Below are 26,349 nucleotides of genomic sequence, written 5' to 3' on the forward strand. Positions count from 1 at the left end.
CGAAACAAAAGAGAAAAAGCGCACCAAACGCTCTTTAGCTTCATAAATACAACCAACCAGCTGTATTTAAACAGTTTTGTCGCTCCATTTAACTGTGGACGGTGCTCAGACCATCAAAAAAAATTAAAACATTCCGCAGTTTCTTCAGCGCTTTTAAGATTCGTTAACCGCCCTATGCGATAAATCTTTTGGTAAATTTTATGCGATTCTCAAATGACGGCACGATAGGGGAACATTTAACAATGACTACACAAGAAGACACAGCAAAAATGCGACTGTTTAGCATCAGGAATTTGCTGCTCGCCGTAACAACTTTATTGATGATTGTAGTTATTGTCCTTAGTGCTTCTCAGGTTTTTCAAGCATTAGATGCAAAAAATAAAGCCAATCGCGCGCTTGAGCTCAATGATTTGGTCGATAATATGGTGCAATTCAAACTTGCACTAGCAGATGAACGGCTTTTTACCAGCCTAAGTTACGGCTACAAAACATCAGTGCCAAGCCAGCAGATTACACAAATTGAAATTAACAGGAATGTTGTCGCTGATGCTTATGACAATATTGTTCTAGGGCTCGCAAATTTACCTGAGTTTGACTTCAAAACTGATAATGAAAGCAAACATGGTCAGGCTTCTGTTGATTTCAAAAAAGCCGTTAACAAACTGAAAACCTCATATGCGGCATACACCGAACAACATGCCACAACTGATTCTGACCTAGAGGATGATGGTACAGATAACGATGTGTCCAACGCTGGCAAAGCGACAAGCTCTGTTACTGACCTAATCGACGTGACCGCAGAAATACGTGGTGAAATAGAGTCCAACTATGATTTTGGTAATGACCGCATTAGCACAGTTAATCGGCTGAAAACGCAATTATGGGTGATGCTTGAGTATGCTAGCCGTGAAGCCGCTTCCTTAAGTGAAAACATTGCTTCAATGGAACCAATTGGCGACATTAAAGCAAGCACAAGCCAACGATATACAGGCATTGGTCAAGGCGCATGGGAGCAGGTAAAATATGTTGCTATGTCTGCCTCTGCGACAGCGGAAATTTCCCAGCAGCTAAGTAAAATTCAAGACATATTCTTTACTGAATTTGAAACTGCCCGTTTCGACCTTTATGACACATCTGTCTATGCCGAAGAGGATGGTGAGGAAACCGTAGATTACGGCATGAGCCCGGACGAATGGATTACACTTGCACGCGAATCTAACGAACCCGTTTCAATGATGGTTCGCCGCGCCGATAGTCTTGCCAAAGAACTCAATGACCGTGCGGTATCAACAGCAAACTCCAGCGTTATCACTGCAGCAACACTGATGGTGTTATCACTTGCTATTGGCGGACTGGCACTGTGGGTTGTAATGCTCCGCGTAGTGAGACCTGTTAACCAATTATCAGATACAATGATCGTACTTGCAGGCGGCAACTTGGATGCAGAAATACCAAATACGGACCGCGACGATGAAGTTGGCGATATGGCTAAATCTGTACAAGTGTTTAAAGAAAACGCCATTGAACGTCAGGCAATGGAAGCTCAGCAACGCGAGCGCGAGGAAGAAGAACGCGAACGTGCAGAAGAAGCTGAAGCACAAAAACGCGAAGAAGAAGAAGAACGCCGCATAGTGGAAGAACAGCGTGCTGAAGAAGCGCGACAGGAACGCCGTCAAGCAATGCTTGAGCTGGCAGATAAATTCGAAGCATCTGTCATGGCCGTTGTTGAAGGTGTTTCGAATTCAGCTTCCGAGATGGAAAATGCGGCGCGCGGGCTGTCAGACACGGCAGCCGATACATCACAGAAATCAGATGTTGTGTCTAATGCGGCGCAGCAAGCAAGCTCTAATGCACAAATGGTTGCAAGCGCTGCCGAGGAGCTTTCGAGCTCAGTAAGAGAAATCACTGGCCAAACTAATCAGTCTAGTGCTGCCGCACGCGATGCCGTATCTCGCACTGATAATGCCGGTAAAGATGTTGCTGAACTTGTAGACGCTGCACAGAAAATCGGTGACGTTGTTAAATTAATTAATGATATCGCTGAACAGACGAACCTGCTTGCGCTTAATGCCACTATTGAAGCCGCCCGGGCCGGCGATGCAGGAAAAGGTTTTGCTGTTGTTGCTAGCGAAGTGAAATCACTGGCCAACCAAACGGCCAAGGCGACCCAGGAAATCAGTGAACAAGTTGATGGTATGCAACGAGCAACCAATCTCGCCGTAAACGCCATGGATGACATCAAAAATATCATTAGCGATATCGAATCAACGTCTGTATCGATTGCATCTGCTGTTGAAGAACAAGACGCGTCTACGCAAGAAATTGCACGCAATGTATCTGAGGTATCAACAGGTACGGAAGAGGTGACCTCAAACATTCATGCTGTGAACCAAGGCGCAACGACAACTGGCTCTGCGGCAACAGAGGTGCTGTCAGCGGCACAAATCCTTACACAGCAATCAACTGATTTACGCCATCAGGTTGAAAGTTTCCTTGCAACAATTCGTGCATAGATAAGCAAACCCTCAATATAGCCCTTAAGAATAGGAGTGCTGACACTCTTTTTCTTGAGGGCACGGCACCTCAATCATTAGGCTTGCCATCAAACCAAACATAGCTATAGTGCGGGCGCTCAAGACATGCCATTCGGCATAATTGAGAATCACATTTGTGGTATGGAGTCGTGGCCGAGTGGTTTAAGGCGCACGCCTGGAAAGCGTGTTGGGTGGCAACGCCCTCGAGGGTTCGAATCCGTCCGACTCCGCCACTTACCTTCCTTGAGAACTACATTTAAATCACCACTCTGTGCTAGCCAGAGGTGTGCTTAACTGATTTACCATTCATCATGGGCAAATCCCGTTTAAAACCGTCAGATCACAGCTAACCCAATCAGACGAGATACACGCCAAATTTATCTTATACCTGCTGTCTGATTGTCAAATATCGCTCAATGCAAGAACCTACAACGTCGCCCTCGCACATAGGGCTTACCCCAAAATCCAGTTTTTTACACATCTAGTGAACCATATTCGCATACGCGCCGTCCTATCTCGTACTTAAAAGAAAACTTAAAAAGCAAAACGACAACGAGGAGATATAAAATGATTTGGTTCAATATCCTGAAAATTTTCCTTCAGAACAATAGTGGGTTTGTCAATGGCTCCCAGTGGGGGGACATACTGAATGGTAGTAATGGGGATGAATTCATTGTCGGAGGTGGTAGCGGAGACATCATTCGTGGTTTCAGCGGTAATGACCTGATTGTTGGTGGCGGTTTCTCTGACGGCGACATTAATCAAACAGTGTCTTTCTTTGGCCACCACGCAAGTCACCATGTGATAAACAACCTGAAACAAGACGGAGATGACCTTCTGGTTGGCGGCTATGGTCATGACACTATTATTGGCGCCGGGTGGCATGATGGTTTGGTTGAAGATAATGGCAAGTTTGAATTAGGTGAAGTTGTCGCAGCGCCATTTGATCCAGATTTAACGCATCATTCAAATAGCAACGTCATCTACGCAGGGCCAGGTAATGATCTAGCTGTCGGAGCAAACTTTGCAGATATCATAGAAGGAAGTCGCGGTAACGATAAGATATACGGCTTAGGCGGACATGATATTTTAAATGGAGGTTCGTCTGATACATCAAATAATTATTATGATGAAAACGACACAATTGATGGCGGCAGCGGCGATGACCTGATCATTGGTGGTTCTGGCAATGATTTTATGACTGGTGGACAAGGAAGCGATATCTTTTCGTTTGGTAAATATTTTGGCCGAGATGAAATCTCTGATTTTGGTATCTCAAAAGAAGATCAAGACAAGCTTGATTTATCCGACATTGATGGCCTTTCTCTATCAAACATCATGGCAAGCGCAACCTACAACGATGAAGGAACTACCTTAAACATTAGCGTTCATGGCACGATCACACTTTTAGGTATTGATCAAATTCAGTTGGAAGAGCTTGCAGATGCCGGACAAATATTACTATAGCGCATTGTTAATTCATTACCCTACTGCACCCGAGCTTCCACTTGAATATGAGAGGTTTCAATAGGAACAGTAACTTCCCCTGCGTTTTTGCTTGAATAAAATGGGGTTTGCCACTCAATTAGCGCCAGATCATCAACCCATACAGTTGTAGCCTCATCACTTACAGCGTTTGCCTCGAACACAATACGATAACTACGTGTACCTACGCGTGGACTATCAAATGGTATCTCTATGGGTTGCCTGGTACCAGAACGCACACGGACTGTTGCGAGTGGTACTTTTGGATTCTCTATAAGAGCATCACTTAAACCATCGCGCGTTCCGCGACGCTGCATAAAGAAAATAAGCTCAACGTCATGTTCCGCTATAATTTTTGCAGCAATTGAAGTCGGGTTACCAGCCTTCATCAATTAGTATAGTAACCGCTTTTACTGCCGTAATAATATCCTTGGTCACCATATCCATAACTCTGGTGGCGCTTGATATTCACTTGCGTCACAACCGCGCCAGCAAGCGGTGCACCCACTTCTTTTAGCTGAGCAATGCCGGCTTCCACAGATTTCTTGGGCGTTGTTTCCCACTGAACCGCATATAGAACTGCATCAACATGATGCGATAGAACGATAGAATCTGATACAGCCATAACTGGGGGTGTATCAAGCACAACCAGATCATGATTATCACGTGCCCATGTAATAAGCCCTGTGAATTTATCACTGGAAAACAGCTTTTGCGGATCATTGTGATGCGTTGCCGCTAAAACATGCAAACCCGAGGCTTCATCTTTATGTAACTGTTGTCCACCGAGTTCTTTGCCTTCAAGCACAGATACCAAATCAGCTTGATCATCGGATAAATTCAAGCGTGCACGCATAACAGGGCGCCGCAAGTCAGCTTCAATCAACAGCACCTTCTGACCAGACTTTGCCATAAGGCGTGCATAACATAGTGCAAATGTTGACTTTCCTTCACCCGGGACAGATGACGTCAGCATAATAACCTGCGGTGTACTTTGACGCGGGCCTGAATATAGAAGCGAAGCATGTACATTTCTATGCGCTTCAGCAAAGGATGAGGACGGCTTCTCAATAAGATAGTCTTCGACCGATATACCTTTGAGTTTATTGGCCACAAGCATCGGCACAATACCCACACCGCGCAAACCCAATTCGGCTTTAATTTGCTCGAGCGTTCGAAAGCCGTTGTCGAGTGTTTCAAGCAGAAATGCTAACCCAACCCCAAGACCGAGAGACGCCATAATAACCAAGATAAAGATAAGTTTTTTCTTAGGGAAAGACGCTACAACAGGCACATCTGCGCTCGATATTATGCGTGCATCCGCTTGTTGAATATCTTGTTGATTGGTTGTTTCCTTGAAACGCGCCAAGAATGTTTCCAGCAAGACACGGTTGGCCTCTGCCTCACGTTCTAACTCTCTTAACTGAACTTGAGCCCTGTTAACCGTAACATTTTCAACTTTCAGTTTATCCATGCTTGTTTCAAGAGCTTGAACTCTGGCCTCGGCAACGCTTACTTCACTTTGAATACCGTTAACAACCTTGCGTATTTCCAAACGGATATTATCAGCGATATCAGAAATTTCGGCTTCCACATTGATCATACGTGGATGACGCGGACCGTACCGCGTTGCAAGCTCAGCGCGGCGACGTAACACTTCTGATTGTTGTTCACGTAGGCGTTGAATAAGCGCAGAGTCAAGCACTTCGGCAAGACCCGCGTAATCCGCATTATTCGGGTCAGAAATATCACTTAGTTGGCTGTAGCGTGCTTGCACGCGCGCAAGATCTGTGCGCGCGTCAATAAGGCGTGTATTTAACTGAGCCAACTGTTGGTCTGCAACCAGCCCAGCATTTCCAGTTTGTATCAATTGGTTTTGTTCGCGGAATGACTGCGCTGCATTTTCTGAACTGCGAACATTTTCTCGCAAATCAAAAATGCGCTCATTTAGCCACTCATTTGCCCGTTGTGTAGCTTCAAATTTAGCCTCTAACTGATCTGTTAAGTACAGGTTAGCGATACCATTTGCGATACGCGCAGCCTTCTTTGCATCAACTGACTCGAAGGATAATGAGATTGTGTATGAACGTGCTGGATTGGAAACAGATAATCTACTAGTAACGGCATCAATTACCCGTGCACGCTCGGTTGAAATACGCTCTGCCTCATTGATTTGCTCAACATCGCCCAAAATTGACCGCTGCCAGCTTTCAGGAAGATACGTAACAGGGTTTAAATACGACAATAAACCACGCTCTGGATTCAACACGCTATTAAATTCAGGGTCTCTTACAAGGCCTAATGTATCAACAGCCTTCCCGACTAATCGCCGCGAAGTCATGACGTCAATTTCTGTTTTTATCGCTGCAACGTCTGTACCTGCCCCTGACAAAACAGATTGCACATCGACAACTTGGTTTTGACGTGTTTCAAGCGCCAGCATCGCCGAAGCAGTGTATCGCGGCGTTAATTGGAACAATATAAGCAAAGAGAAAACAGAACAAAATAGAAGAGTATTAATAATGATCCATTTGCGCCGCAATAGAACAAGCATCAAGGCACGCAAGTCAATCATACCATCTTCATCAGGAGCCATCGCATGATGTTCAGTATCGTGGGCTAATTCGCCTTTACGAGGATAATTTTGATCGTACATTTAGTTCTACCGCTTTCTGCGTGACCACTATATCTGATTGCTCAGTGTCCACAAAATCTACCGCGCACTTACTATATAGCTGAAAGGAAATCTTAGAAAAAACGTTCTGGTATTCTCAAAATATCACCTGGCAATACTGCTGCGGTAATATCAATCCTGAATTTCTTTTCTTCACCATTAATCTTACGGGTAACTTCAATCTTACTTTCGCTCGCACGGTACGTAAAGCCTGACGCAAGCGCGATGGCATTAAGCACGGTCATACCACTGACATACGGATAGCTACCAGGTTCGTTAACCTCGCCTAAAATATAGAAAGGGCGATAGTTAAGTATTTCTATACTCACGCGCGGGTTTACCAAAAAGCCATCTGCCAACTTTTCCGAAATCAACGACTCAGCATCAGTTAAGTCCTTGCCGCCAATGTTTACAGGTCCGATAAGCGGCATTGCTACAATACCCGTTCCATCCAGCTCAAACTCACCAGACAAATCTTCTTCGCCGTAAACAACAACGCGCACTTGGTCACCCGAACCAAGCTGATAGCGCAGCACTTCAGCAGGCAAATCCGCATCACCAGAAGTATTGCCACCTTGAGCGAAAACGGCGCTATTCCCCAAGAGGAATACCGCCGCTAAAATAGCTATTGTTTTGCGCATTAACATGAACTCACTACACCGTTCCATTTGTTACTACGCGCAACCAAACGCGCTAGTAACCGTCAATTACCACTTGGCTTTAAGGCCGAGCATAAAGATATGCCGTTTAAAGTCTTGACGCAACGTTGTTGTATCACGGTAATTGAATGTATATGTCGCATCAAAGCTGAAGTTACGGTTAATCAAATAACTGGCACCAAGCGAAGCATTAAACAGATCATCATCACGTACAGTATTTTGGAAATCCTGCTTGATATAGGTTGCTGTACCTTTGAGAAGAACATTACGCTGAAGTTCATGCTCTAATTGCAAATCAAACACCGTACCAAGAATACCGGAAGCTTGCGCTGGCGCCCCTGTTGGGTCCAGGTCTGCCACAATGGTTTCTGTTACCGTCCGGCTAATTGCACCGCGCACAGATGTTAGGCCTGTTGGGTTCCAAAGCAAAGACGCACCAAACGTGAAATCACCAATATCGCTGAGTGAATCAGAGTCGTATTCCTGATTGATATATCCAGCAAAAACTTCACCTTGTGATGTTCCTGTCAAATCGAACGCGGCACCAGCAACAATTTCATAACCATCAGAGTTACGTTGTGGCCCACCATCTTCCTGCGAATTATCATATTCAACACGGTTTGCAGAAACACGAAGAAATGCCTCATAAAACTCATCAATTTCGTAACCAATGCGTACATCACCAGAATAACGCTGACGATCCCGGTCATCATTGTTCAGTGTACCACCACCAACAAGACCAACATCATCATAGTTAGAATCTTCATATTTTGCATTAGCAGCAAATGATACCAGCGCTTCATCACGCAAGAAACCTACACCTGCCGTAAACGTCGAATATGTTGTCTGGTTAGCTTGTTGTCCAAGCGCATCAGGAGAACCACGATCCTCGTGCAGATCCGTGTAACCAATATTAGCTGAAAGGCTCGTACCACGCGAAATATCTATTCGACCACTTGCACCAAGCCAAATGTCTTCGTAATTCTCACGTGTATTATCAAAGTAACGACCGAAATCTGCATTACCGAAGAATGATAACGAGTTATTGTTCCAATCAGACGAGAGGTCAAAACCAGGCTTGATGCGCGCAATGAAATCATCAGTTTCATTAGATTCTTGTGCAAAAATGTTCGTATCAAAACTGCCCGCTACATCAAGTGTAGGCTTAAACAAGAAGCTACCAGAACGGCCACCCTTAACAGAATAGTCAGGACGCTGGCGTTCATATACAGACACTACCTGTTCTGAACTTTGTGCAGACACAGCATAACTAACACCCATGGATGCTAATATGGCTGTCATTGATGATAGAGTGCGAAATTTCATTTTCGTAACCTCGAAGTTTAGGTAACGCCTGAAACATTGTTTCAATTGCGACGTGATTAATATCAATACTTAAATACATCTAAATTTAAATAAATGCATAAGCGATTTACCAAGAAAAGTCTAATTATAATATTATGTTGGCTACTGTGGCGTACTTACCACACAACCTATCCGGCAATTTTAAGTAGTTAGAAAATCTACTTTGTCATCAACAAGGACCGCTGCAGTTAGCCGACCTGTGGCATAAGCCGTTGTGTCAACCGCAATACGGTTGTGCTTCAAAGTAGGGTTTTGAACGCCTGTATGACCATGCACAACCTTCACACCAAAGTCATAATCTGACTCGGTAAATTCATGGCGTATAAACAGCATATCAGCTGTATCTTGCTCGGTGAGAGCAACTTCAGGCCGCAAGCCAGCATGCACGAACAAATAATCCCCTATTTGGTGCTGGAGGGGCAGCGATTTAATAAAACTCTTGTGCGACTCCGGTAATGCATCATCAAATTCTGACGCTGCACGCACTAAATCACGGTCTCCTATTTCATTTTCCCGAATACGAACACCATAACTTGCAAGGGTCGCCAATCCACCAAAGTGAAGCCACCCTTCATTCTCGGAAGGGTTTTTGATAAAATCAAACATCATGGCTTCATGATTACCTTGCAGGCATACAACAGTAGCCCAATCCAAATCTATTGATACGAGGCACTCAATAACTTCTTTGGACTGAAACCCCCGGTCCACATAATCACCAAGAAAAACAACATGACATTTGCTTATATCAGAGCGGCTCTGCCAATCCGATTCCATCATGCCAATAAGCTGCTCTAGTAGATCGAACCGTCCGTGCACATCACCAATAGCATAGACAAGCTCACCTTCCGGTACATAATAAGAGCGTGCCGGTAGTTTCTCTTTTTTGAAAAGTTGTTTTAAAAGTCGCATAATAAACAAATACATCACAGAACTGAGCGAAACGACTAAGGTGCCGAATACTTGGCGTTGTCATACCAGAGACATAGCAAAAGCACAAACACGCCATTCAACTAACCTGTAACATACCTTCATGTATCTATTAGATTCTGCAAACAAACTGACGTATATGAATGATACGTAGGTAAATGTATTGTTCCCAAAGAAAAAATAAGCGCCGAGAAGTGACGGCGCATCATATTCAAAGAGGTTTACTTCATGAAGGTATTGGTCACAGGCGCGGCAGGCTTTATCGGCAGTCATGTGTGTCACTATCTACTAGCGCGCGGTGATAATGTTGTAGGCCTCGATAATATGAATAATTATTACGATGTGTCGCTCAAAGAAGCACGGCTTAGTGAAATTAAAAAATTTGCAACTGGCGAACTAGGCGTTACCAAATACCCTGAAGCATCCAAACACGCTGAAAAAACAGGTGAATTCACCTTCACCAAAACTGATGTTAGCGACCGCCCCGCGATGGAAGCTCTTTTTGCCAAACAGAAGTTCGATGGTGTCGTCCATCTGGCCGCTCAAGCTGGCGTACGTCATTCGCTTGATGCACCGTTCGATTACATCGACAGCAACATTACGGGATTTCTAGCAATACTTGAAGGCTGTCGCCACAACGGTATCAAACACCTGGTCTATGCTTCCAGCAGCTCCGTGTACGGCGCAAACACCAACATGCCATTTGATGTACAAAATCCAGCGGACCATCCTGTTGCATTGTACGGTGCAACAAAACGTGCAAATGAACTAATGGCGCATAGCTATTCAAGTCTGTTTGACATCCCAACAACAGGTCTTCGCTTCTTCACAGTTTATGGTCCATGGGGGCGACCTGATATGGCTTTGTTCCTATTTACGAAAGCGATCTTGGCCGGCGAGCCCATCAATGTATTTAATAACGGCCATCATATAAGGGACTTCACTTTTGTTGATGACATTGTGCGCGGCGTTGTTGCTGTGCTGGATGCTCCGGCAACATCAAACACCGAATGGCGCAGCAATGAGCCAGGCAGCGCAACATCAAAGGTTCCTTGGCGTATCCATAATATCGGCAACGGCCAACCTGTTGAGTTACTTCGCTATATTGAGGTGCTGGAAGATTGTCTCGGCAAAAAAGCCATTAAACACATGAAACCTATACAGCCTGGCGATGTACCAGACACTTCAGCTTCTGTAGATACTCTTTATATGGCAACAGGCTACAAACCAGACACAACCGTTGAAACTGGCATAAAAAAATTCGTTGAATGGTATTTGGAATACTATGCCTAAGGTCTTTTTTCAGGGCGATCTGTGTGCTTTTCTTAGCCTTTGCGTAGAAAATTTAAACTAAGCACTATTTAATTACGAATAAACATTGGTCAAAACATAAGATTAACCTGTGTTACGCAACTGCGCTTTGCTTTTCCAAAAAGCAAAAAATCAAGAATAGAAAGCTGGTTATGAACCGCGTGTTTAAAAAATTGGGTACAGCAGAAAATAAAGAAACTGCAGCAGGATTCCTTCAGATTATTTTTGTTCTTGTTGTCGTTGGCGGCATGCTGGCAATAACAGCCTTACTGAATTTCAAAGCAGCCAAAGGCCCAGCACTATCATCAGCCGCTGAGCAATTAGTGGTTGATGTATTAAGACCTTCTCCAACTAATCATAAAGCATCACAAACGATCTCTGGCGTAGTTGAAGCGCGCGCTAACGTAACAATCAGCCCAGAAGTGAATGGCCGCGTCACTAGCGTGCATCCTGACTTATTGCCCGGCGGTACAATCACGGCTGGAGACGTATTGTTTTCTCTTGATAAAACTGACTATGAAATTGCTCTTGAACGTGCCGCAGCTGAAGTTGCCAGTACAGAAGCTGATCTCACTCAGGCGGTTGCTGACGCAGATAACTTCATTAAAGATTGGCAACGCGTATATCCAGACCAACCTGCGCCTGCACTCGTTGCCAAGGAGCCCCAAATTGCTGCAATTCGCGCCCGCCTTGCCGCAGCAAAAGCAAACGTAAGGCAAGCAAAAACAAACCTCGACCGCACGAAAATCTCTGCAAAAAATACCGCGCGCATTGTGGAGAGTGGTATTGAAGAAGGGCAATTTGTGGTCGCGGGTGGACAATTCGGGACATACTACGTGCCTGAGAGTTTACGCATACGCACAACTATCGAACCATATTTCATTGACCAATTGAACATCACAGCTAACAAGCCGGTATCTGTCACGGTATCAAACAGTTCAGCAGCGCCCTTTATGTCAACTGTTGTCAGCATAGGCGCATCGTTAGACCCGCAAACTCGCCTGTTACCGCTAATACTTGATTTACCAGTCGAAAATTTAACACCCGGCACATTTGTATCCGTCAAAATTGAAGGCGATAAAGTAGGCGATGTTTTTCAACTACCGACCACTGCGCTTGCAACAAGGACCAGTGTTTGGCGCGTGAGCAACGACAAGCTTGAAAATGTACCAGTGACTATTGTTGACCTGACAAATGATACGGCGGTTGTGAAAAGTTTCGACGTAAAGGACGGCATTGTGACGTCTCAAGTACCGACGAGTTTCGCAACGCGGCCAGTAAAAATACGCGCTGTTCGTGTTGATGCCAGCCAACCTTTCGAGGACAAATAATGTCTGAAATTAAAGAAGGGGCTACCGAAACATCTCATCAAATACCTGCTGACACGCGCGGGATCATGTCGCTTGCCGCACAGTTTCTAAACAACTCGGTGATGACCAATTTACTAATGGTCTTTTTTATCTTTGGCGGATTGATGACAGCTGTAACAATGCGGTCAGAAGTTTTCCCGACGGTAGACGTTGGTACCATAACCGTTTCTGTGGCCTACCCCGGCGCCACGCCACTGGAAGTTGAGGATGCACTAAGCCGCCGCATAGAAGAAAGCGTACTTGGTATTAACGGTGTGGAGCGGGTTCGCTCTTATGCGTTCGAAAATCGCGCAAGCGTTGTGCTGGAGCTGGAAGACTTCCTCGACCCTTACCAAATCAAGGATGAGGTACAGGCAGCAATAGATAGCCTGATTGATTTTCCACCTGGCAATGCCGAACAGCCCGTAGTCACTGTATCACAGTCACTCTCAAACGTTGTGTCCCTTGTCCTCACAGGACAGGTTGGCGAAGAAGAAATGCGTCGTATCAGCGAGCAGCTAGAACGTGATCTGTTAACATTAAATGTTGTATCCGGTGTCACCATGCGCGGCGCGAGAGCGCGTGAAATAGGCATTGAAATCAGCGAAGAGACACTCCAGCAATACAGCTTATCTTTCAATGAAGTTGCCGCAGCTGTTCGTCAGTCTTCGCTTGAACTTTCTGCCGGCACAATCAAGTCTTCGGGTGGCCAAATCTTATTGCGCACTGACGCGCGCGCGCGCATCGGCGATGAATTTAAAGACATTGTCATTCGCTCCAACAATGACGGGCAAGTCATTCGGCTTAAAGATATAGCGACCATTATTGACGGTTTTACAGATGATGAAATACGCAACGAATATAACGGCCAACCTGCCATCATTCTTGATATCCTGCGCAATGAAAGTGCCGACATTCTAGCTGTCAAACGAGAGGTTATGAGATTTCTTGGAGCAACAAAGTTACCTGAAGGTCTTGATGTTTCTGTATTCCGTGATCAAACGCGCGTACTTGCTGATCGCATTAGCCTTCTTACTGGCAACGCCTTGCTTGGTTTTGCCCTTGTTTTCCTCATGCTTGTCCTCACACTTGACTTGAAACTAGCCTTTTGGGTTGCGATGGGCATCCCGATCAGCTTCTTGGGCGGCTTTCTTATTTTTGGCTCCGTCGGCATATCACTGAACATGGTGACACTGTTTGCCCTTATTGTTGTTATTGGTATTGTTGTTGATGACGCCATTGTTGTTGGTGAAAACATATATTCCGAGCAACAAGCTGGCTTTAAGGGCAAGCGTGCCGCTTTTGAAGGCGTGCGCAATATATATGCGCCTGTCCTTGTCGGTGTTCTGACAACCATGGTCGCATTTGCGCCATTGCTGTTTCAAACAGGTACCTTTGCGAAAATTACGCGTCCTATCCCTGTCGCAGTTATTGCAATCCTCGCCGTGTCTCTCATAGAGGCATTTTTGATACTGCCTGCCCACCTCTCTAATGAAAAACGCTGGTCCAAGGGTTTGCTGCGAAAACTGCAAGTCAGTATTTCACGCGGGTTGGACCGGTTTGCCGAAAACACAGTGCAACGCCTGACATATCAGTCTGGTCGCTTCCGTTATGTTACACTAACAGTAGCCATCGCCATCATTGTAATTGCCGTGTCCATGATCAATAACGGCCTCGTAAGAGTTGTATTCTTTCCGAATATCGAAGGGTCACAAATATCCGCCAGATTGGCCCTACCCGAAGGTGCGCCGTTTGCCGCCACAGAAGAAGCCGCGATACAGATGGAAAACGCACTTCTGCAAGTACAGGCCGATATACAAAACGAAACTGGCGAAGATGTAATTGAAGCTATCGCGGTAACTGTTGGGGCCAGTTATACATCTGCACAAGGCCCTGGCTCCACATCATCCAGCAATGTTTCTACGCATCTGGCACAAATTTCTGTAGAACTGTCCGATACAGATGAAAGATCTCTTTCCGCCGCTGAAATTCAACGGCGATGGCAAACAGCCGTTGGTGCCGTTCCCGGTGCTGAAACGCTGACATTCAATTCCACGATTGGGCCGCAAAGCGACGATATAGGCTTTGAGCTATCACACAGCGATGAAGATCAATTGTTTGCAGCTGCGACAAAACTGGCAGATCGCCTCAGTGCTATTGACGGTGTTGCGCAAATTGATTCAGGCCTTGATCTTGGCAAGCGACAATATGAATTTACTATAAAAGATACAGGCATAGCTGCAGGTCTAAGCCCAAGTGACTTGGCACGACAAATGCGCCAAGCCTATTTCGGTGAAGAAGTGCAACGTATTCAGCGTGGGCGTGAAGAAATTAAGGTTTTTATTCGCTATCCACTTGCCGCACGACAACAGCTTTCAGCCCTCAACACACTGCGCATTCGCTTACCGGATGGTAGCGGAGTGCCTCTATCTATTGTGGCAGATATCAAGGAAGGTCGCAGCCCAACATCAATCCAACGTGTTAACGGACGGCGCGTCCTGACTGTAACTGGTGATGTTGACGAAAGCCTGACAACACCCAATACGGTTAATGCCATAATCGAAAATCAAATTTTACCCGAGCTAACAGCTGAGTATCCAGGTTTGCGCTGGCAACAAGACGGTGCTTCACGGGAACAAAGCGAGGATTTTGCTTCGCTTTTGCAAGGCTTTATTCTCGCTATCATTATCATATATGCACTCGTGGCAACCCAGTTAAAAAGCTACATTCAACCTCTTATTATTCTCATTTCAATCCCGCTTGGGTTGGCTGGTGCAGTATTTGGGCACCTGCTGCTTGGGTATGATCTGTCGTTCGTTTCGCTTTTCGGCGTTGTAGCTCTTGCCGGTGTTGTGGTGAATTCATCAGTAGTGCTTGTGGACAGGTTTAATATTGAAAGCGCGGCAGCAAACACTACGGCAATGCAAGCTGTTGTGCGGGCAACCATACGCCGGTTTCGTCCAGTTGCCTTAACGACAATCACAACAGCGCTCGGTCTGTTGCCAATATTGTCAGAGTCTAGCCCTCAGGCGCAGTTCCTCATTCCCATGGCCGTTAGTCTGGCAACAGGCTTAGTGTTCTCAAGCTTTATGATGATGTTCGTGCTGCCTGCTTTGGTTTTGGTTGTGGAAGATATCCGCAATTTGATTGCTGTTCCAAAGAGAGATGAAGCTGTATTAACCGGAAACACCGAAAACGCATCAGAAGTCGAAAGTTAGATAAGCAACGGCTTATCCAGGCCAATTGCTTTGTATTGTTAGAAAGTCGATAAAATCAAGCCCTGCACTCTCAAGCCAAGTTTCGCTGGGGCCGTTCCAACGATGATTCTTCCAATCAACCTTGCCGCCCTTTGTAAAGGCCACACCTTCTGCATCAAGTCGGTCTCGTTGCCGCTGTGACCCTTCGCGTACACTGATTTTTCCCGCAGAGTTGATAACTCTGTGCCACGGAACACCCGCATCGCTTGGTACGGCTGCCATAGCAGAACCAACAATACGTGCCGTTGATCCTTTCACAAGGCTGGACACCATTTTGTAACTGGCTACCTCGCCGCACGGAATCTCTTTAACCAACGTGTATATGGCAGGGTATGTGCTGTGTGTTCTGATCATGCACATTTTTTGCCGAAAAGGACATTCGAATGCAAGAGGCGAATGTCCTTCAGCATGATCACATCAAACAATATCAGGTTACCTGACTAAATGCCTCCGCAAAACCGCAAGAGATCAACAATGTAAAACTACCCTGTCTTGCTTTCCAAGGCCTCGATTTGCGTACGTGTATCTTCGATCAAGCTAGCAATTTCTGTTGCTGAATCAGATGATCCCGTTGCAAGGTTGCGAACCTCCCCAGCAACAACCGCAAAGCCACGCCCTGCATCACCAGCGCGCGCAGCCTCAATCGTTGCATTCAGTGAAAGAAGATTGGTTTGTCTCGCAATTCCTTCAATAGACTTGGCTGTACCGTTAATACGATCAAGAACAGTCCTCATCAGATTACTGGTTTCCTCAATTGCATTGCGGCGCTCGGTTACGTCGTTAGCATACAACACAATTGAACTTAGTTGACCCTGATAGTCAGTGATTGATTGCAAACTACCTGACAAATAAAGCTTCTTGTCATTGCTGCCTGTAACAACGATCTCACGCGACATGAAGTCGCCTGCCTGCAACGCTTTGTGGTCGGCTTCATTAACAATAGCGTTCAAGGGCACGCCTTCTAAACCATATTGCGACATGATCTGATTACCTAAATCATTTGCTTTGGCAAAACTACCGTACGCATCCCACTCTAAAACAATGTTAGAACGCTCAATCCCTTCAATCCGTGCAGTAAATTCAAGCGCTGATACTTTGGTTTCAGTGATGTTGGCTTGCACAGAAATGAAGCGCTCCAAATTACCGCTGTCATCAAAAATCGGATTGATGGACAACGAAATCCAGTATGGTTCGCCTTCTTTGGTATAATTTAATACTTCTTCATAAAAAGGTTCTCGAGCGTCTAGTTTAGCTCTTATCCGGTTCACTGTTTCATAGTTGGTCAGTTTGCCCTGAAGTACCTCGCCAGGCTTCCTTCCTTTGACCTCATCAAATGTATAATTGGTCATACGTTGGAAACCCGGGTTTACATATTCAATCAAACCGTCCTTGTCGGTTATGATAACCGAATTGTCGGTTTCATTAGCAACCAACGACAACATCTGGACATATGATCGTTGCTCAACTTCTTCCGTTACATCCTGAACGAACGCCGTATATATTGTGCTGTCACCCAGCTCTACACGCGAAAGAGATAGTTTACCCCATCGCATCGTGCCGTCCTTGCGCCAAACCTCTACTTCGCGGCTTGTTCCGACAATTTTGTCTTCATGGGTCTCACGGTTGGCATTCACATAACTATCATGAGGGGCCTGAATAGCCTTGGGTACAAGCATTTTAACATTCTGACCCATAACTTCAGCGCGGCTGTAGCCCCAGAGCTTCTCGGCAGCAGAATTATAAAATGTTATACAATTTTCTTCGTCAATTGTGACAACAGCGTCGAGCGCCTGTTCGAGTGTTTGATTTACAATGTCCTGTGCCCGGCGCTGTTCCGTTATGTCTTTCACAAATGCCGTATATATAATTTCAGTGCCAACTTTCACTTTGGAGAGTGATAAATTAGCCCAAAACTTTGACCCGTCCTTGCGTTCAACCTCAACATCGCGCGACTTACCAACAATCTTGTCTTGGCCAGTTCTACGATTAGAATTTACATATTGGTCATGATCAGCCTGAATAGCCTGTGGCACCAACATTTTAACATTCTGACCCATAACTTCAGCGCGGCTATAGCCCCAAAGCTTTTCGGCAGCCGAGTTGTAGAAAGTAATGTGGTTTTCCTGATCAATAGTAACCACCGCATCGATAGCCTGCTCTAGCGTTTGGCTCACAATCTCTTGTGCGCGTTTTTGCTGAGAGATATCTCTCACAAATGCTGTGTATGTCGTTTTACCTTCAACAACAACCTTAGATAGCGCTAGGCTTGCCCAAATACGTGTGCCATCCTTGCGCGGCACTTCAACCTCACGGCTGGTGCCAACAATCTTATCTTCACCGGTTTCCCTGTGAGCATTCACATACGAATCGTGATTTGATTGAATTTCCGCAGGCACAAGCATTTTAACATTTTTGCCCAGCACTTCAGCATGAGTATAGCCCCACAGCTGTTCCGCTGCCGCATTGAAAAATGTAATATGGTTGTGCTCGTCAATGCTAACAACAGCGTCAATTGCTTGATTTAACGCTTGTTCAAAAGGATTAACTTCATTTGAAACTATAGGATGGTCGCCCCGCATAACTGTATTCCTCGTCCTGACCCCAAGGAATAAATACGAATGAAAAGTAATTAAAATGTTAACTTTAGGTTGCCGTTAAATGCAGAGCTTTCAAGTCAACTCTGTCAGCCACACTCAGCAATCAACCACTGTCGCTGCAATAGGCACTGTTACAGCAAGACCACCTTTTGCCGTTTCCTTATATTTTGTTTTCATATCACGGCCGGTTATCCGCATAGTCCGAATGACTTTATCAAGTGACACAAAATGATCACCATCACCTCGCAAGGCAAGCCGCGACGCATTAATCGCTTTTACTGACGCCATAGCGTTGCGCTCAATACAAGGTACTTGTACCAGCCCACCCACAGGGTCGCACGTCAAGCCCAGGTTATGCTCCATACCAATTTCGGCAGCATTTTCTACCTGTGCAGGTGTGCCTCCAAGCACTTCAGTCAAGCCTGCAGCGGCCATTGAACACGCAGAGCCAACCTCACCTTGGCATCCAACCTCAGCGCCGGAAATTGAAGCATTTAACTTAAACAACATACCAACAGCACCAGCGGTTAACAAAAACCGTACAACACCATCATCATTAGCCCCTGGCACAAACCGTGTGTAATAATGCAGTACAGCAGGAATAATACCTGCGGCACCGTTTGTCGGTGCTGTCACAACACGACCGCCAACGGCATTTTCTTCGTTAACAGCGAGCGCATACAAATTGACCCAATCCATAATGGTCAAAGGATCAGTCAGCGCCATTTCGGGGCGATGAGCAAGCTGACTATATAGTTTTGCTGCGCGCCTTTTAACATTAAGGCCAGGCATCTCACCGCCTTGACTACATCCGCGAGCAACGCATTCTTCCATCACCGACCAAATATCCAGAAGTGCCGACCTGACTTCTGATTCAGTCCGAAACGCGCATTCGTTTTCCATCATAATTTGACTGATGGTTTTGCTATTATCACCGCACAAGGCCAACAACTCAGCACCGCTTGAAAAAGGATACGGCACCTTAACCTTGTGTTCGTTGAAGCTATCATTGGCCGCTTCTTTTTCACTGATAATAAAACCACCACCAATGGAATAAAACACCGCTTCTTCCAGCACATTGCCTTGCGCATCAAATGCCGTAAAATCCATACCATTTGGGTGGAAAGGCAAGCGTTTACGGGGCAGTAGTTGCAAATCCTTACCATCAACAAACGGGATACTCTGGCCGGATGGCAATGTTAACTTTTTGGTGGCATATGTTTCATTAACAATATCCGGAATACGCTCCACATCAACTGTACGCGGCACCTCACCCATTAAACCGAGGATAATAGCCCTGTCAGAACCGTGACCACGCCCTGTTGCGCCGAGAGAGCCGTACAGACGTGTCTGCAACCGCGTAACGGCTGAGAGCATTTCTTTTTTTGCCAAATCATCCACAAATATTTTAGCGGCACGCATCGGACCCACGGTATGAGAGCTTGAAGGTCCAATCCCAATATTAAACAAATCCAGAACGCTAATACTCATGATAATACGGCCCCTCTTTAATCCCAATGAAGCATGGATCACGCTATATGTTTATACTAACAGAAGAGCAATGTATTTATAACTTACTTGCAGCACTGATTGCCGCAACACCTATGCACAACAGAATAAATTCAGCTGGTTTGCTGTCACGTCAGTTCAATCAGCGAAAACAACATGTCGTATAGTATTCAGACGTATACACGCTTATCAAATTATCTTAGCTACAAAGAAACCTGTCTCGAAAAGGTATACACATGTTGTTTTCATATGTTCAGAGAATCAAAACTATCGGGGTGGCTGCTACAGTTATGCTCGCTATTCCTTTTGCGTCTGCAGAAGAGCCGCCAGCAAACAAGGATTTTGGGTTTTCATTTACACCGGACGGCAAAACTGCAGCTTTCTATACATACCGCAACAACAAACTACCCGACATACTTTTGCGCCATCAAAACGGTGCCGAGGTTAATTTGACGAACCGGCTAGATACTTGGGATATTGAACCAAATTTTTCGCCAGACGGTAGCAAAATCATCTATTCATCTGGTGTTGATATGGCATCTTTATCACTCCGCATTATGAATGCAGACGGCAGCGATGACCGTGTATTTTATGATAGCGATGACAATGAAGTAGCAGCAAACTGGTCACCGGACGGAACCATGGTTATGTTCTCGGCCTTTAACAATGACGAACGCACTAACAAAATTTATCTTGCTGACACGCATGGTAATAACGTGCGCGTTTTAACGGAAAACCTGCCGGGACAATCATCAAACGCCAGCTGGTCTGCAGATAGCAAACATATTTTATTTGCAAATCGCCCTGACGAAAAAGCACCACGTGATATCTATCAAATGGACTATGATGGCAACAACCTAAAGCGCCTCACACACGATAGCATGAGCCAGTCAGCACCGATTTACTCACCGGACGGCCACCACATCATTTACACAGGTCAAATCGATGACGGATATTCACAAATATATATGATGCCCGTAGGCGGATTAAAAGAAGGTCAGAAGCCGCTACAACTCACACAAACCAGCGCAGCTTATCATTATTTTTTGAGCCTGAAACCAGACAACAACCATATCGCGTTTTCACAAGGTGATTGGGAGAAGGGCTTTAGTTTGGTGACCATACCTGCACCGCACTAGCGGTACAGGTAATAGACTTAGTAAAACATTACGCTGTTACTGAAGCGCTTGCTTTCATCGTGTTATGGCGCATGATTAGATAAAGCGGCAGCGCAAGTGACAGACCGATAAATAAATTAAGCGGGATAAGCACCCACCAACCAACAACACCCTTTTGCTGTGCGTCAGTATACGACCAAACCCAAAAAATGACCGATGAAATGACCAAATCCATCACACCACCTGCGGCAGCACCGTTTATCATTGCTGCCGCAACGAAATCGCCAGCATAAAGGCCATTTTCCGCGATAAAGCTACCAAAAAAGTACCAAGGCACGACCATGCCAACTACTGCCATTACTATATAGAAAAATTTGGTGTTCATTGTATTGCCTCATATTAAACCAGTTTATGAAACACCAATGTGCAGGATGCTACTCCTGACTGAAGCGATACGCAGATACGCCGCGCGATCGCTCATCCAGAACCAAATTACGCGTTAACGGCGGGTTGGCCCGCTGCGGGCATGCCGGTCGTTCACACAAACGGCAATTTGGCCCCACTGGTGTTGCTTCCGGCTCACTCAGGTTATGGCCTTTGGCGTAAACAAGCTCGCGCGCATACGCAATGTCACACCCAAGGCCAATCGCCAACTGCTGATCCGGCTGTCCATATAACGCGCCAACACGCTTAACGGTTCGCGCGACCGAAAAATAAGTTGTGCTATCTGGCATCTGAATGATTTGGGTTGCAATGCGTCCAGGCGTAGTAAAAGTGTCGTGCACTTGCCACAAAGGGCACGTACCACCAAAGCGAGAGAAGTGAAAACGCCCTGCAGAAAATCGCTTGGAGATATTACCTGCTTTGTCTACGCGTATAAAAAAGAAAGGTACGCCGCGCTCTCCCGGTCGCTGCAACGTTGTCAACCGGTGCGAAACCTGCTCGAAGCTGGTGCTGTAACGACGCCCCAAATGTTCAATGTCATATTTCAGTGTTTTTGCGTCGCCTAAAAACCGCGAGTAAGGCATCAACAATGCACCTGCAAAATAATTGGATAAACTGATGCGCACTAGACGCCGTGCTTCTTCGGTTTGGAAGTTATGGCTTTCGCTAATGCGTTTAATGAGCGGTCTAAATTCCAGCTGAGCAAGCTGAACAGCAAGCTGAAAGGTACGCGCACTGGCATCTAACATTTCACTGATCAATAGTTGACGACGGTGCAAATCAAAATGCCGCAAAGTGTCAGGCATAACCTCATGCGGCATTATACGCACACGAATGCCATGTTCTTCATCTAGGCGGCCTGACAAGATCATAAAAGCATCGTCTCTAGCCAAACCCACTTCTTCATGGAGGCTTTCCGCCGCTTCATCAAGTTCAGCAAAATAATTTTTGCGTTCGTGAATAAAGTCACGCACTTCATCAACAGGAAATACGGCATCCAGCTCCATACCATCACGTTCAGCAAATTGACTAGATAGCTCTGTTGCATTTTGCTTGGCCTGCTGGAAATTTTTATAAAGCATTGCAAACGCATCCACCGCACGCGGTGCAGCATCTGCCATTTCCTGCAAATCACTACGCGCCAAGCTCAAGCCCTTAAACATTGGGTCGGCCATGATCTCGCTAAGGTCAGCAAATGCGCGCGCTTCGTCAGTACCAGCAAACGCTGCAAGTTCAATATCGTAAACTTCAGCAAGGCGCAGCAGAAACTGTGCTGACACAGGCCGTTGATTTCGTTCGACCAAATTGATGTAACTGGTGGAAAACCCTAACTCAGATGACATCTGTGATTGTGACAAGCCGCGCTCACGCCTTAGCCGCCTTATACGTGGTCCGGCAAATATCTTTTTTGCTGCGTTATCCATTTTTACAAACTTTACAAATTGACATTATGACATTTACAAAAACATACAATAGGACTTTTTTTGTATCAATAGTGTTTTTATCATAGCAATAAATGTGAAATACATGCCTCAGATAACGCAATAAAATGTCGCTGATCTCAAATCACGACGCTTGACTGAGGTTTCACAATGTCCGCAACTGCAAAAATACAAACGCCAATCTCGCAGCTAGAGTTAACCTGCACCACAGCACCAAAGTTTGCACATATTCTAAGCGAGGATGCACTAGCATTTGTTGCTACACTTCAAGCTAACTTTGGCCACCGACGGGAAGCGTTGCTGAATGCCCGCATGGAACGGCAAACCCGATTTGATAAAGGTGAACTGCCTGACTTTTTACGTGAGACACAATATATTCGCAGCAGCGACTGGAGCATCCTCGGCACGCCAGATGATTTGAAAGATCGCCGTGTTGAAATTACAGGGCCTGTTGATCGTAAAATGATGATCAATGCCCTGAACTCAGGCGCAAATGTTTTCATGGCGGACTTTGAAGACGCTTCTTCACCAACGCTGGACAACATGCTACAGGGTCAAGTTAACATGTTTGACTATGCCCGTGGTTCACTTGCCTTTACTGACCCGCGCACAGGTAAAGACTATAAGTTAGGCGAAAAAACAGCAGTATTGAAAATACGCCCGCGCGGCTGGCACATGCTAGAGGCACACGCCAAACTGGACGGCGAACCTGTTTCCGCAGGCTTATTTGATTTCGGCCTGTATGCATTCCACAACGCGCGCGCTCTAATAGAGCGCGGCACTGGCGCTTATTTTTACCTACCCAAAATTGAAAGCCATCAAGAAGCACAGCTTTGGGATGATGTTTTCACTTTCACAGAAGCAGCGCTCGGCGTTCCTCACGGTAGCTTCAAAGCAACTATCCTCATTGAGACGCTACCTGCTGCTTTCGAAATGGATGAAATTCTATACGCAATGAAAGATCACATTGTTGGCCTGAATTGCGGCCGCTGGGATTACATCTTCAGCTATATCAAACGTATTGGCGGTAACGCCAACTACCTACTCCCCGACAGAGGCCAAGTTGGTATGGGAACAGCCTTCCTGAAAGCATATTCGCTTTTACTCATACAAACATGTCACCGTCGGGGAGCTCATGCAATGGGCGGTATGGCAGCACAAATACCAATCAAGGGTGACGAGGCCGCCAACGAGGCTGCATTTGAAAAGGTGCGCGCTGATAAGGACCGCGAAGCATCAAACGGGCATGATGGCACATGGGTTGCTCACCCAGCCCTTGTACCTGTTGCACTTGATGTTTTCGATAAATTGATGCCGCAGCAAAACCAGATCCACCGCACGCGAACAGATATAACCATCACTCGTGAAGATTTACTGGCGCCGCACACTGGAACAACAACCGAGGACGGTATTCGCGAAAACATTCGTGTCGGCATTCAATATATTGGCGCATGGCTGACAGGTCGCGGAGCTGTTCCACTATATAATTTGATGGAAGATGCTGCCACCGCAGAAATTAGCCGCGCACAAATCTGGCAACAACTCAAGCATGGTGCCAAACTGGATGATGGCCGCACGATCACACCTGATCTGGTCAGAGCCTTATTTGAAGACGAAATGCGTTTGCTTAAGACTGACTTTGGCAAAGAGCAATTCGGAGCAAATCGTCTGCCTGAAGCATCCAATCTCTTTCTGGATCTGATTTTTGCGCCTGACTGCAAAGAGTTTCTAACCACACCTGCGTACGCACTTATTCAATAATCCCTAACAATAATCATTGGGCGACACATGCCCGCACTTACTATTAAGGAGACCTCCCATGACAAAAACATTTGAAGATTTAATTCCAAACACACCAAAAGATCGTTTCAAATATATCGAACGTAACTACACAGTTGAAGATGTTGAACGCTTGCGCGGTTCCGTTCAAGTTCAGCACACACTTGCTGATCGTGGATCCCGCAAATTATGGGACTTGTTACATACAGAAGACTACGTACACTCGCTTGGTGCGATGACAGGCAACCAAGCCATGCAAATGGTACGTGCAGGCCTGAAGGCGATCTATCTGTCAGGGTGGCAAGTAGCCGCTGACAGCAATACTGCATCCAGTATGTACCCAGATCAAAGTCTTTACCCAGCAAATGCTGCGCCGGAACTCGCTAAACGTATCAATCGCACCCTACAGCGCGCTGATCAAATCGAGTGTGCCGAAGGCGGTGCAAAGCGCGATTGGTTTGCACCGATTGTTGCAGATGCTGAAGCAGGGTTTGGTGGCAAACTAAACAGCTTTGAGATCATGAAAGCATTCATTGAGGCTGGCGCAGCTGGTGTTCATTTTGAAGATCAATTGGCAGCCGAGAAAAAATGCGGACACTTGGGCGGTAAGGTGCTTATTCCAACACAGGCTCACGAGCAGAACCTGCAAGCTGCACGATTGGCTGCTGATATTGCTGGCGTGCCGTCATTGATTATTGCCCGCACAGATGCAGAGTCAGCAAAATTGATTACATCTGACGTTGATGAGCGTGACCATGAATTTATCATTGACCGGGACAACCGAACATCTGAAGGCTTTTACCACCTTAACGCTGGCGTTGATCACTGTATCAAACGCGGTCTGTCATTTGCCAAGCATGCTGACTTGCTCTGGTGGGAAACATCAACACCTAACCTTGATGATGCCAAGCGCTTTGCTGAAGCAATCCAAAGAGAATTCCCAGGCAAAATGATGGCTTATAACTGTTCACCATCCTTCAACTGGGAGGCAAATCTGGATAAAGACACAATTGCCAAGTTCCAGCGTGAACTCGGTGCGATGGGCTACAAATACCAGTTTGTTACACTTGCTGGCTTCCATAGCCTCAACCATGGCATGTTTGAATTGGCAACTGGTTACCGTGACCGCGGTATGGCGGCATACTCAGAACTCCAGCAAGCTGAATTCGGCAACGAAAACCAAGGTTACACAGCTACCCGTCACCAGCGTGAAGTTGGTACCGGTTATTTTGACGCTGTTGCTGAAGCCATTACTGGCGGCAACTCTTCAACAACTGCTATGGGCGAATCTACTGAAACAGCTCAATTCAAAGCCGCTGAGTAAGTTTTTAACGCAATAACCCCTCGTTGCTTGCTGATGCAAGTAACCTACAGGCCAGCCTCAGGGCTGGTCTTTTTTTACGAGATAACACTCATGACAGCATATTTTGTTTTATTTTAGCGTATTTTGCCCGCTCCCCTCTTGACGTCAAGCCAATCTACAGAGACATATGAAGCGTATTACCAACAAACAATATTCTTAGAACACAAAACAAGCGGAACACTGCTCATGGTAAAAATTACAGTCACTGACCTCGCCGGCAAAGCCTCAGCTATTGAAGCCGAGGTTGGTTTGTCGTTAATGGAAAACATTCGCAATGCAGATTTTGATGATCTTGCCGCAGTCTGTGGCGGCTGTTGCAGTTGCTGTACTTGTCATGTTTTTGTTGATAGCGATGACTTTGAACGCCTGCCTGAAATGGAAGAAGATGAGCAGTATCTACTGGAAGACAGCGATCACTTCCAAACCGGCGCATCACGCCTTTCCTGCCAAATTGAAGTAGATGACAGCCTTGACGGCCTGAAGGTCACCATCGCTCCGGAATAAATCTTCGTTACTTTTCGAAGATTATCCAGAAA

Annotated in this window: 19 protein-coding genes and 1 tRNA gene; 10 read left to right on the plus strand and 10 right to left on the minus strand. The window is 45.9% G+C overall.

The genetic code is table 11. The features are described 5' to 3' along the window. Positions 1–242 precede the first annotated feature (242 nt). From OEU88_RS00830 to OEU88_RS00840, 3 genes are all read left to right on the plus strand, one after another. Positions 243–2,513, plus strand: a complete 2,271-nt coding sequence (locus tag OEU88_RS00830) for a methyl-accepting chemotaxis protein (RefSeq protein WP_262693197.1) — start codon at positions 243–245, stop codon at positions 2,511–2,513. Between the two features lie 164 nt (positions 2,514–2,677). After that, positions 2,678–2,767 (plus strand) — tRNA-Ser (locus OEU88_RS00835). 334 nt (positions 2,768–3,101) lie between these two features. After that, the gene (locus tag OEU88_RS00840; protein WP_262693198.1) at positions 3,102–4,001 is read left to right on the plus strand and encodes a calcium-binding protein; all 900 of its coding nucleotides are present in this window, start codon (positions 3,102–3,104) and stop codon (positions 3,999–4,001) included. 20 nt (positions 4,002–4,021) lie between these two features. On the opposite strand, the gene OEU88_RS00845 is transcribed toward OEU88_RS00840, so the two are convergent. The 5 genes from OEU88_RS00845 to OEU88_RS00865 form a co-directional block, all read right to left on the minus strand. After that, positions 4,022–4,411, minus strand: coding sequence for a hypothetical protein (locus OEU88_RS00845; RefSeq protein WP_262693199.1), 390 nt, complete (start codon positions 4,409–4,411; stop codon positions 4,022–4,024). Then, the gene (locus OEU88_RS00850) at positions 4,408–6,675 is read right to left on the minus strand and encodes a GumC family protein (protein WP_262693200.1); all 2,268 of its coding nucleotides are present in this window, start codon (positions 6,673–6,675) and stop codon (positions 4,408–4,410) included. The genes OEU88_RS00845 and OEU88_RS00850 overlap by 4 nt, the downstream gene beginning before the upstream one ends. A 92-nt stretch (positions 6,676–6,767) precedes the next feature. Beyond that, positions 6,768–7,334 carry a polysaccharide biosynthesis/export family protein gene (locus OEU88_RS00855; RefSeq protein WP_262693201.1) on the minus strand — a complete coding sequence of 189 codons (567 nt, stop codon included), beginning with the start codon at positions 7,332–7,334 and terminating at the stop codon, positions 6,768–6,770. 66 nt (positions 7,335–7,400) lie between these two features. Further along, positions 7,401–8,678, minus strand: coding sequence for an outer membrane beta-barrel protein (locus OEU88_RS00860; RefSeq protein ID WP_262693202.1), 1,278 nt, complete (start codon positions 8,676–8,678; stop codon positions 7,401–7,403). Positions 8,679–8,858: 180 nt separating this feature from the next. Then, positions 8,859–9,626 (minus strand): metallophosphoesterase family protein, encoded by a 768-nt coding sequence (locus OEU88_RS00865; RefSeq protein ID WP_262693203.1) that lies wholly within the window; start codon positions 9,624–9,626, stop codon positions 8,859–8,861. Between the two features lie 246 nt (positions 9,627–9,872). Here OEU88_RS00865 and OEU88_RS00870 point away from each other — a divergent pair, with 246 nt between their 5' ends. From OEU88_RS00870 to OEU88_RS00880, 3 genes are all read left to right on the plus strand, one after another. Then, entirely contained in the window at positions 9,873–10,937 is a 1,065-nt protein-coding gene (locus OEU88_RS00870; protein WP_262693204.1) for an NAD-dependent epimerase, read from the plus strand. Between the two features lie 170 nt (positions 10,938–11,107). Beyond that, positions 11,108–12,286 carry an efflux RND transporter periplasmic adaptor subunit gene (locus tag OEU88_RS00875; protein WP_262693205.1) on the plus strand — a complete coding sequence of 393 codons (1,179 nt, stop codon included), beginning with the start codon at positions 11,108–11,110 and terminating at the stop codon, positions 12,284–12,286. Beyond that, positions 12,286–15,522 carry an efflux RND transporter permease subunit gene (locus OEU88_RS00880; protein ID WP_262693206.1) on the plus strand — a complete coding sequence of 1,079 codons (3,237 nt, stop codon included), beginning with the start codon at positions 12,286–12,288 and terminating at the stop codon, positions 15,520–15,522. Before OEU88_RS00875 ends, OEU88_RS00880 begins: the two co-directional genes overlap by 1 nt. Positions 15,523–15,534: 12 nt before the next feature. On the opposite strand, the gene OEU88_RS00885 is transcribed toward OEU88_RS00880, so the two are convergent. The 3 genes from OEU88_RS00885 to OEU88_RS00900 all read right to left on the minus strand — a co-directional run bounded on the left by OEU88_RS00885 (position 15,535) and on the right by OEU88_RS00900 (position 19,649). Further along, positions 15,535–15,915 (minus strand): MGMT family protein, encoded by a 381-nt coding sequence (locus OEU88_RS00885; protein WP_262693207.1) that lies wholly within the window; start codon positions 15,913–15,915, stop codon positions 15,535–15,537. Between the two features lie 128 nt (positions 15,916–16,043). Beyond that, a complete protein-coding gene (locus tag OEU88_RS00895; RefSeq protein WP_317279120.1) occupies positions 16,044–18,140 on the minus strand; it encodes a PAS domain S-box protein in 2,097 nt (698 codons plus the stop codon). Positions 18,141–18,254: 114 nt separating this feature from the next. Further along, on the minus strand, positions 18,255–19,649 hold the full coding sequence (locus OEU88_RS00900; protein ID WP_262693208.1) for an L-serine ammonia-lyase: 1,395 nt from the start codon (positions 19,647–19,649) through the stop codon (positions 18,255–18,257). 254 nt (positions 19,650–19,903) lie between these two features. Between OEU88_RS00900 and OEU88_RS00905 the strand changes: the two genes are divergently transcribed. Then, positions 19,904–20,806 carry a TolB family protein gene (locus OEU88_RS00905; protein WP_262693209.1) on the plus strand — a complete coding sequence of 301 codons (903 nt, stop codon included), beginning with the start codon at positions 19,904–19,906 and terminating at the stop codon, positions 20,804–20,806. Positions 20,807–20,834: 28 nt separating this feature from the next. On the opposite strand, the gene OEU88_RS00910 is transcribed toward OEU88_RS00905, so the two are convergent. After that, the gene (locus OEU88_RS00910) at positions 20,835–21,170 is read right to left on the minus strand and encodes a DUF2834 domain-containing protein (RefSeq protein WP_262693210.1); all 336 of its coding nucleotides are present in this window, start codon (positions 21,168–21,170) and stop codon (positions 20,835–20,837) included. Between the two features lie 49 nt (positions 21,171–21,219). Beyond that, entirely contained in the window at positions 21,220–22,653 is a 1,434-nt protein-coding gene (locus OEU88_RS00915) for a helix-turn-helix domain-containing protein (RefSeq protein ID WP_262693211.1), read from the minus strand. A gap of 168 nt (positions 22,654–22,821) precedes the next feature. Here OEU88_RS00915 and aceB point away from each other — a divergent pair, with 168 nt between their 5' ends. The 3 genes from aceB (at position 22,822) to OEU88_RS00930 (ending at position 26,317) form a co-directional block, all read left to right on the plus strand. Continuing rightward, on the plus strand, positions 22,822–24,432 hold the full coding sequence (gene aceB / locus OEU88_RS00920; protein WP_262693212.1) for a malate synthase A: 1,611 nt from the start codon (positions 22,822–22,824) through the stop codon (positions 24,430–24,432). Positions 24,433–24,490: 58 nt separating this feature from the next. Further along, positions 24,491–25,774 (plus strand): isocitrate lyase, encoded by a 1,284-nt coding sequence (gene aceA / locus OEU88_RS00925; RefSeq protein WP_262693213.1) that lies wholly within the window; start codon positions 24,491–24,493, stop codon positions 25,772–25,774. A 225-nt stretch (positions 25,775–25,999) separates the two neighbouring features. Next, positions 26,000–26,317: a 2Fe-2S iron-sulfur cluster-binding protein gene (locus tag OEU88_RS00930; RefSeq protein WP_262693214.1), complete on the plus strand. Its 318-nt coding sequence runs from the start codon at positions 26,000–26,002 to the stop codon at positions 26,315–26,317. Positions 26,318–26,349 lie beyond the last annotated feature (32 nt).

The organism is Kordiimonas aquimaris (assembly GCF_025574485.1).
Classification (GTDB): domain Bacteria; phylum Pseudomonadota; class Alphaproteobacteria; order Sphingomonadales; family Kordiimonadaceae; genus Kordiimonas; species Kordiimonas aquimaris.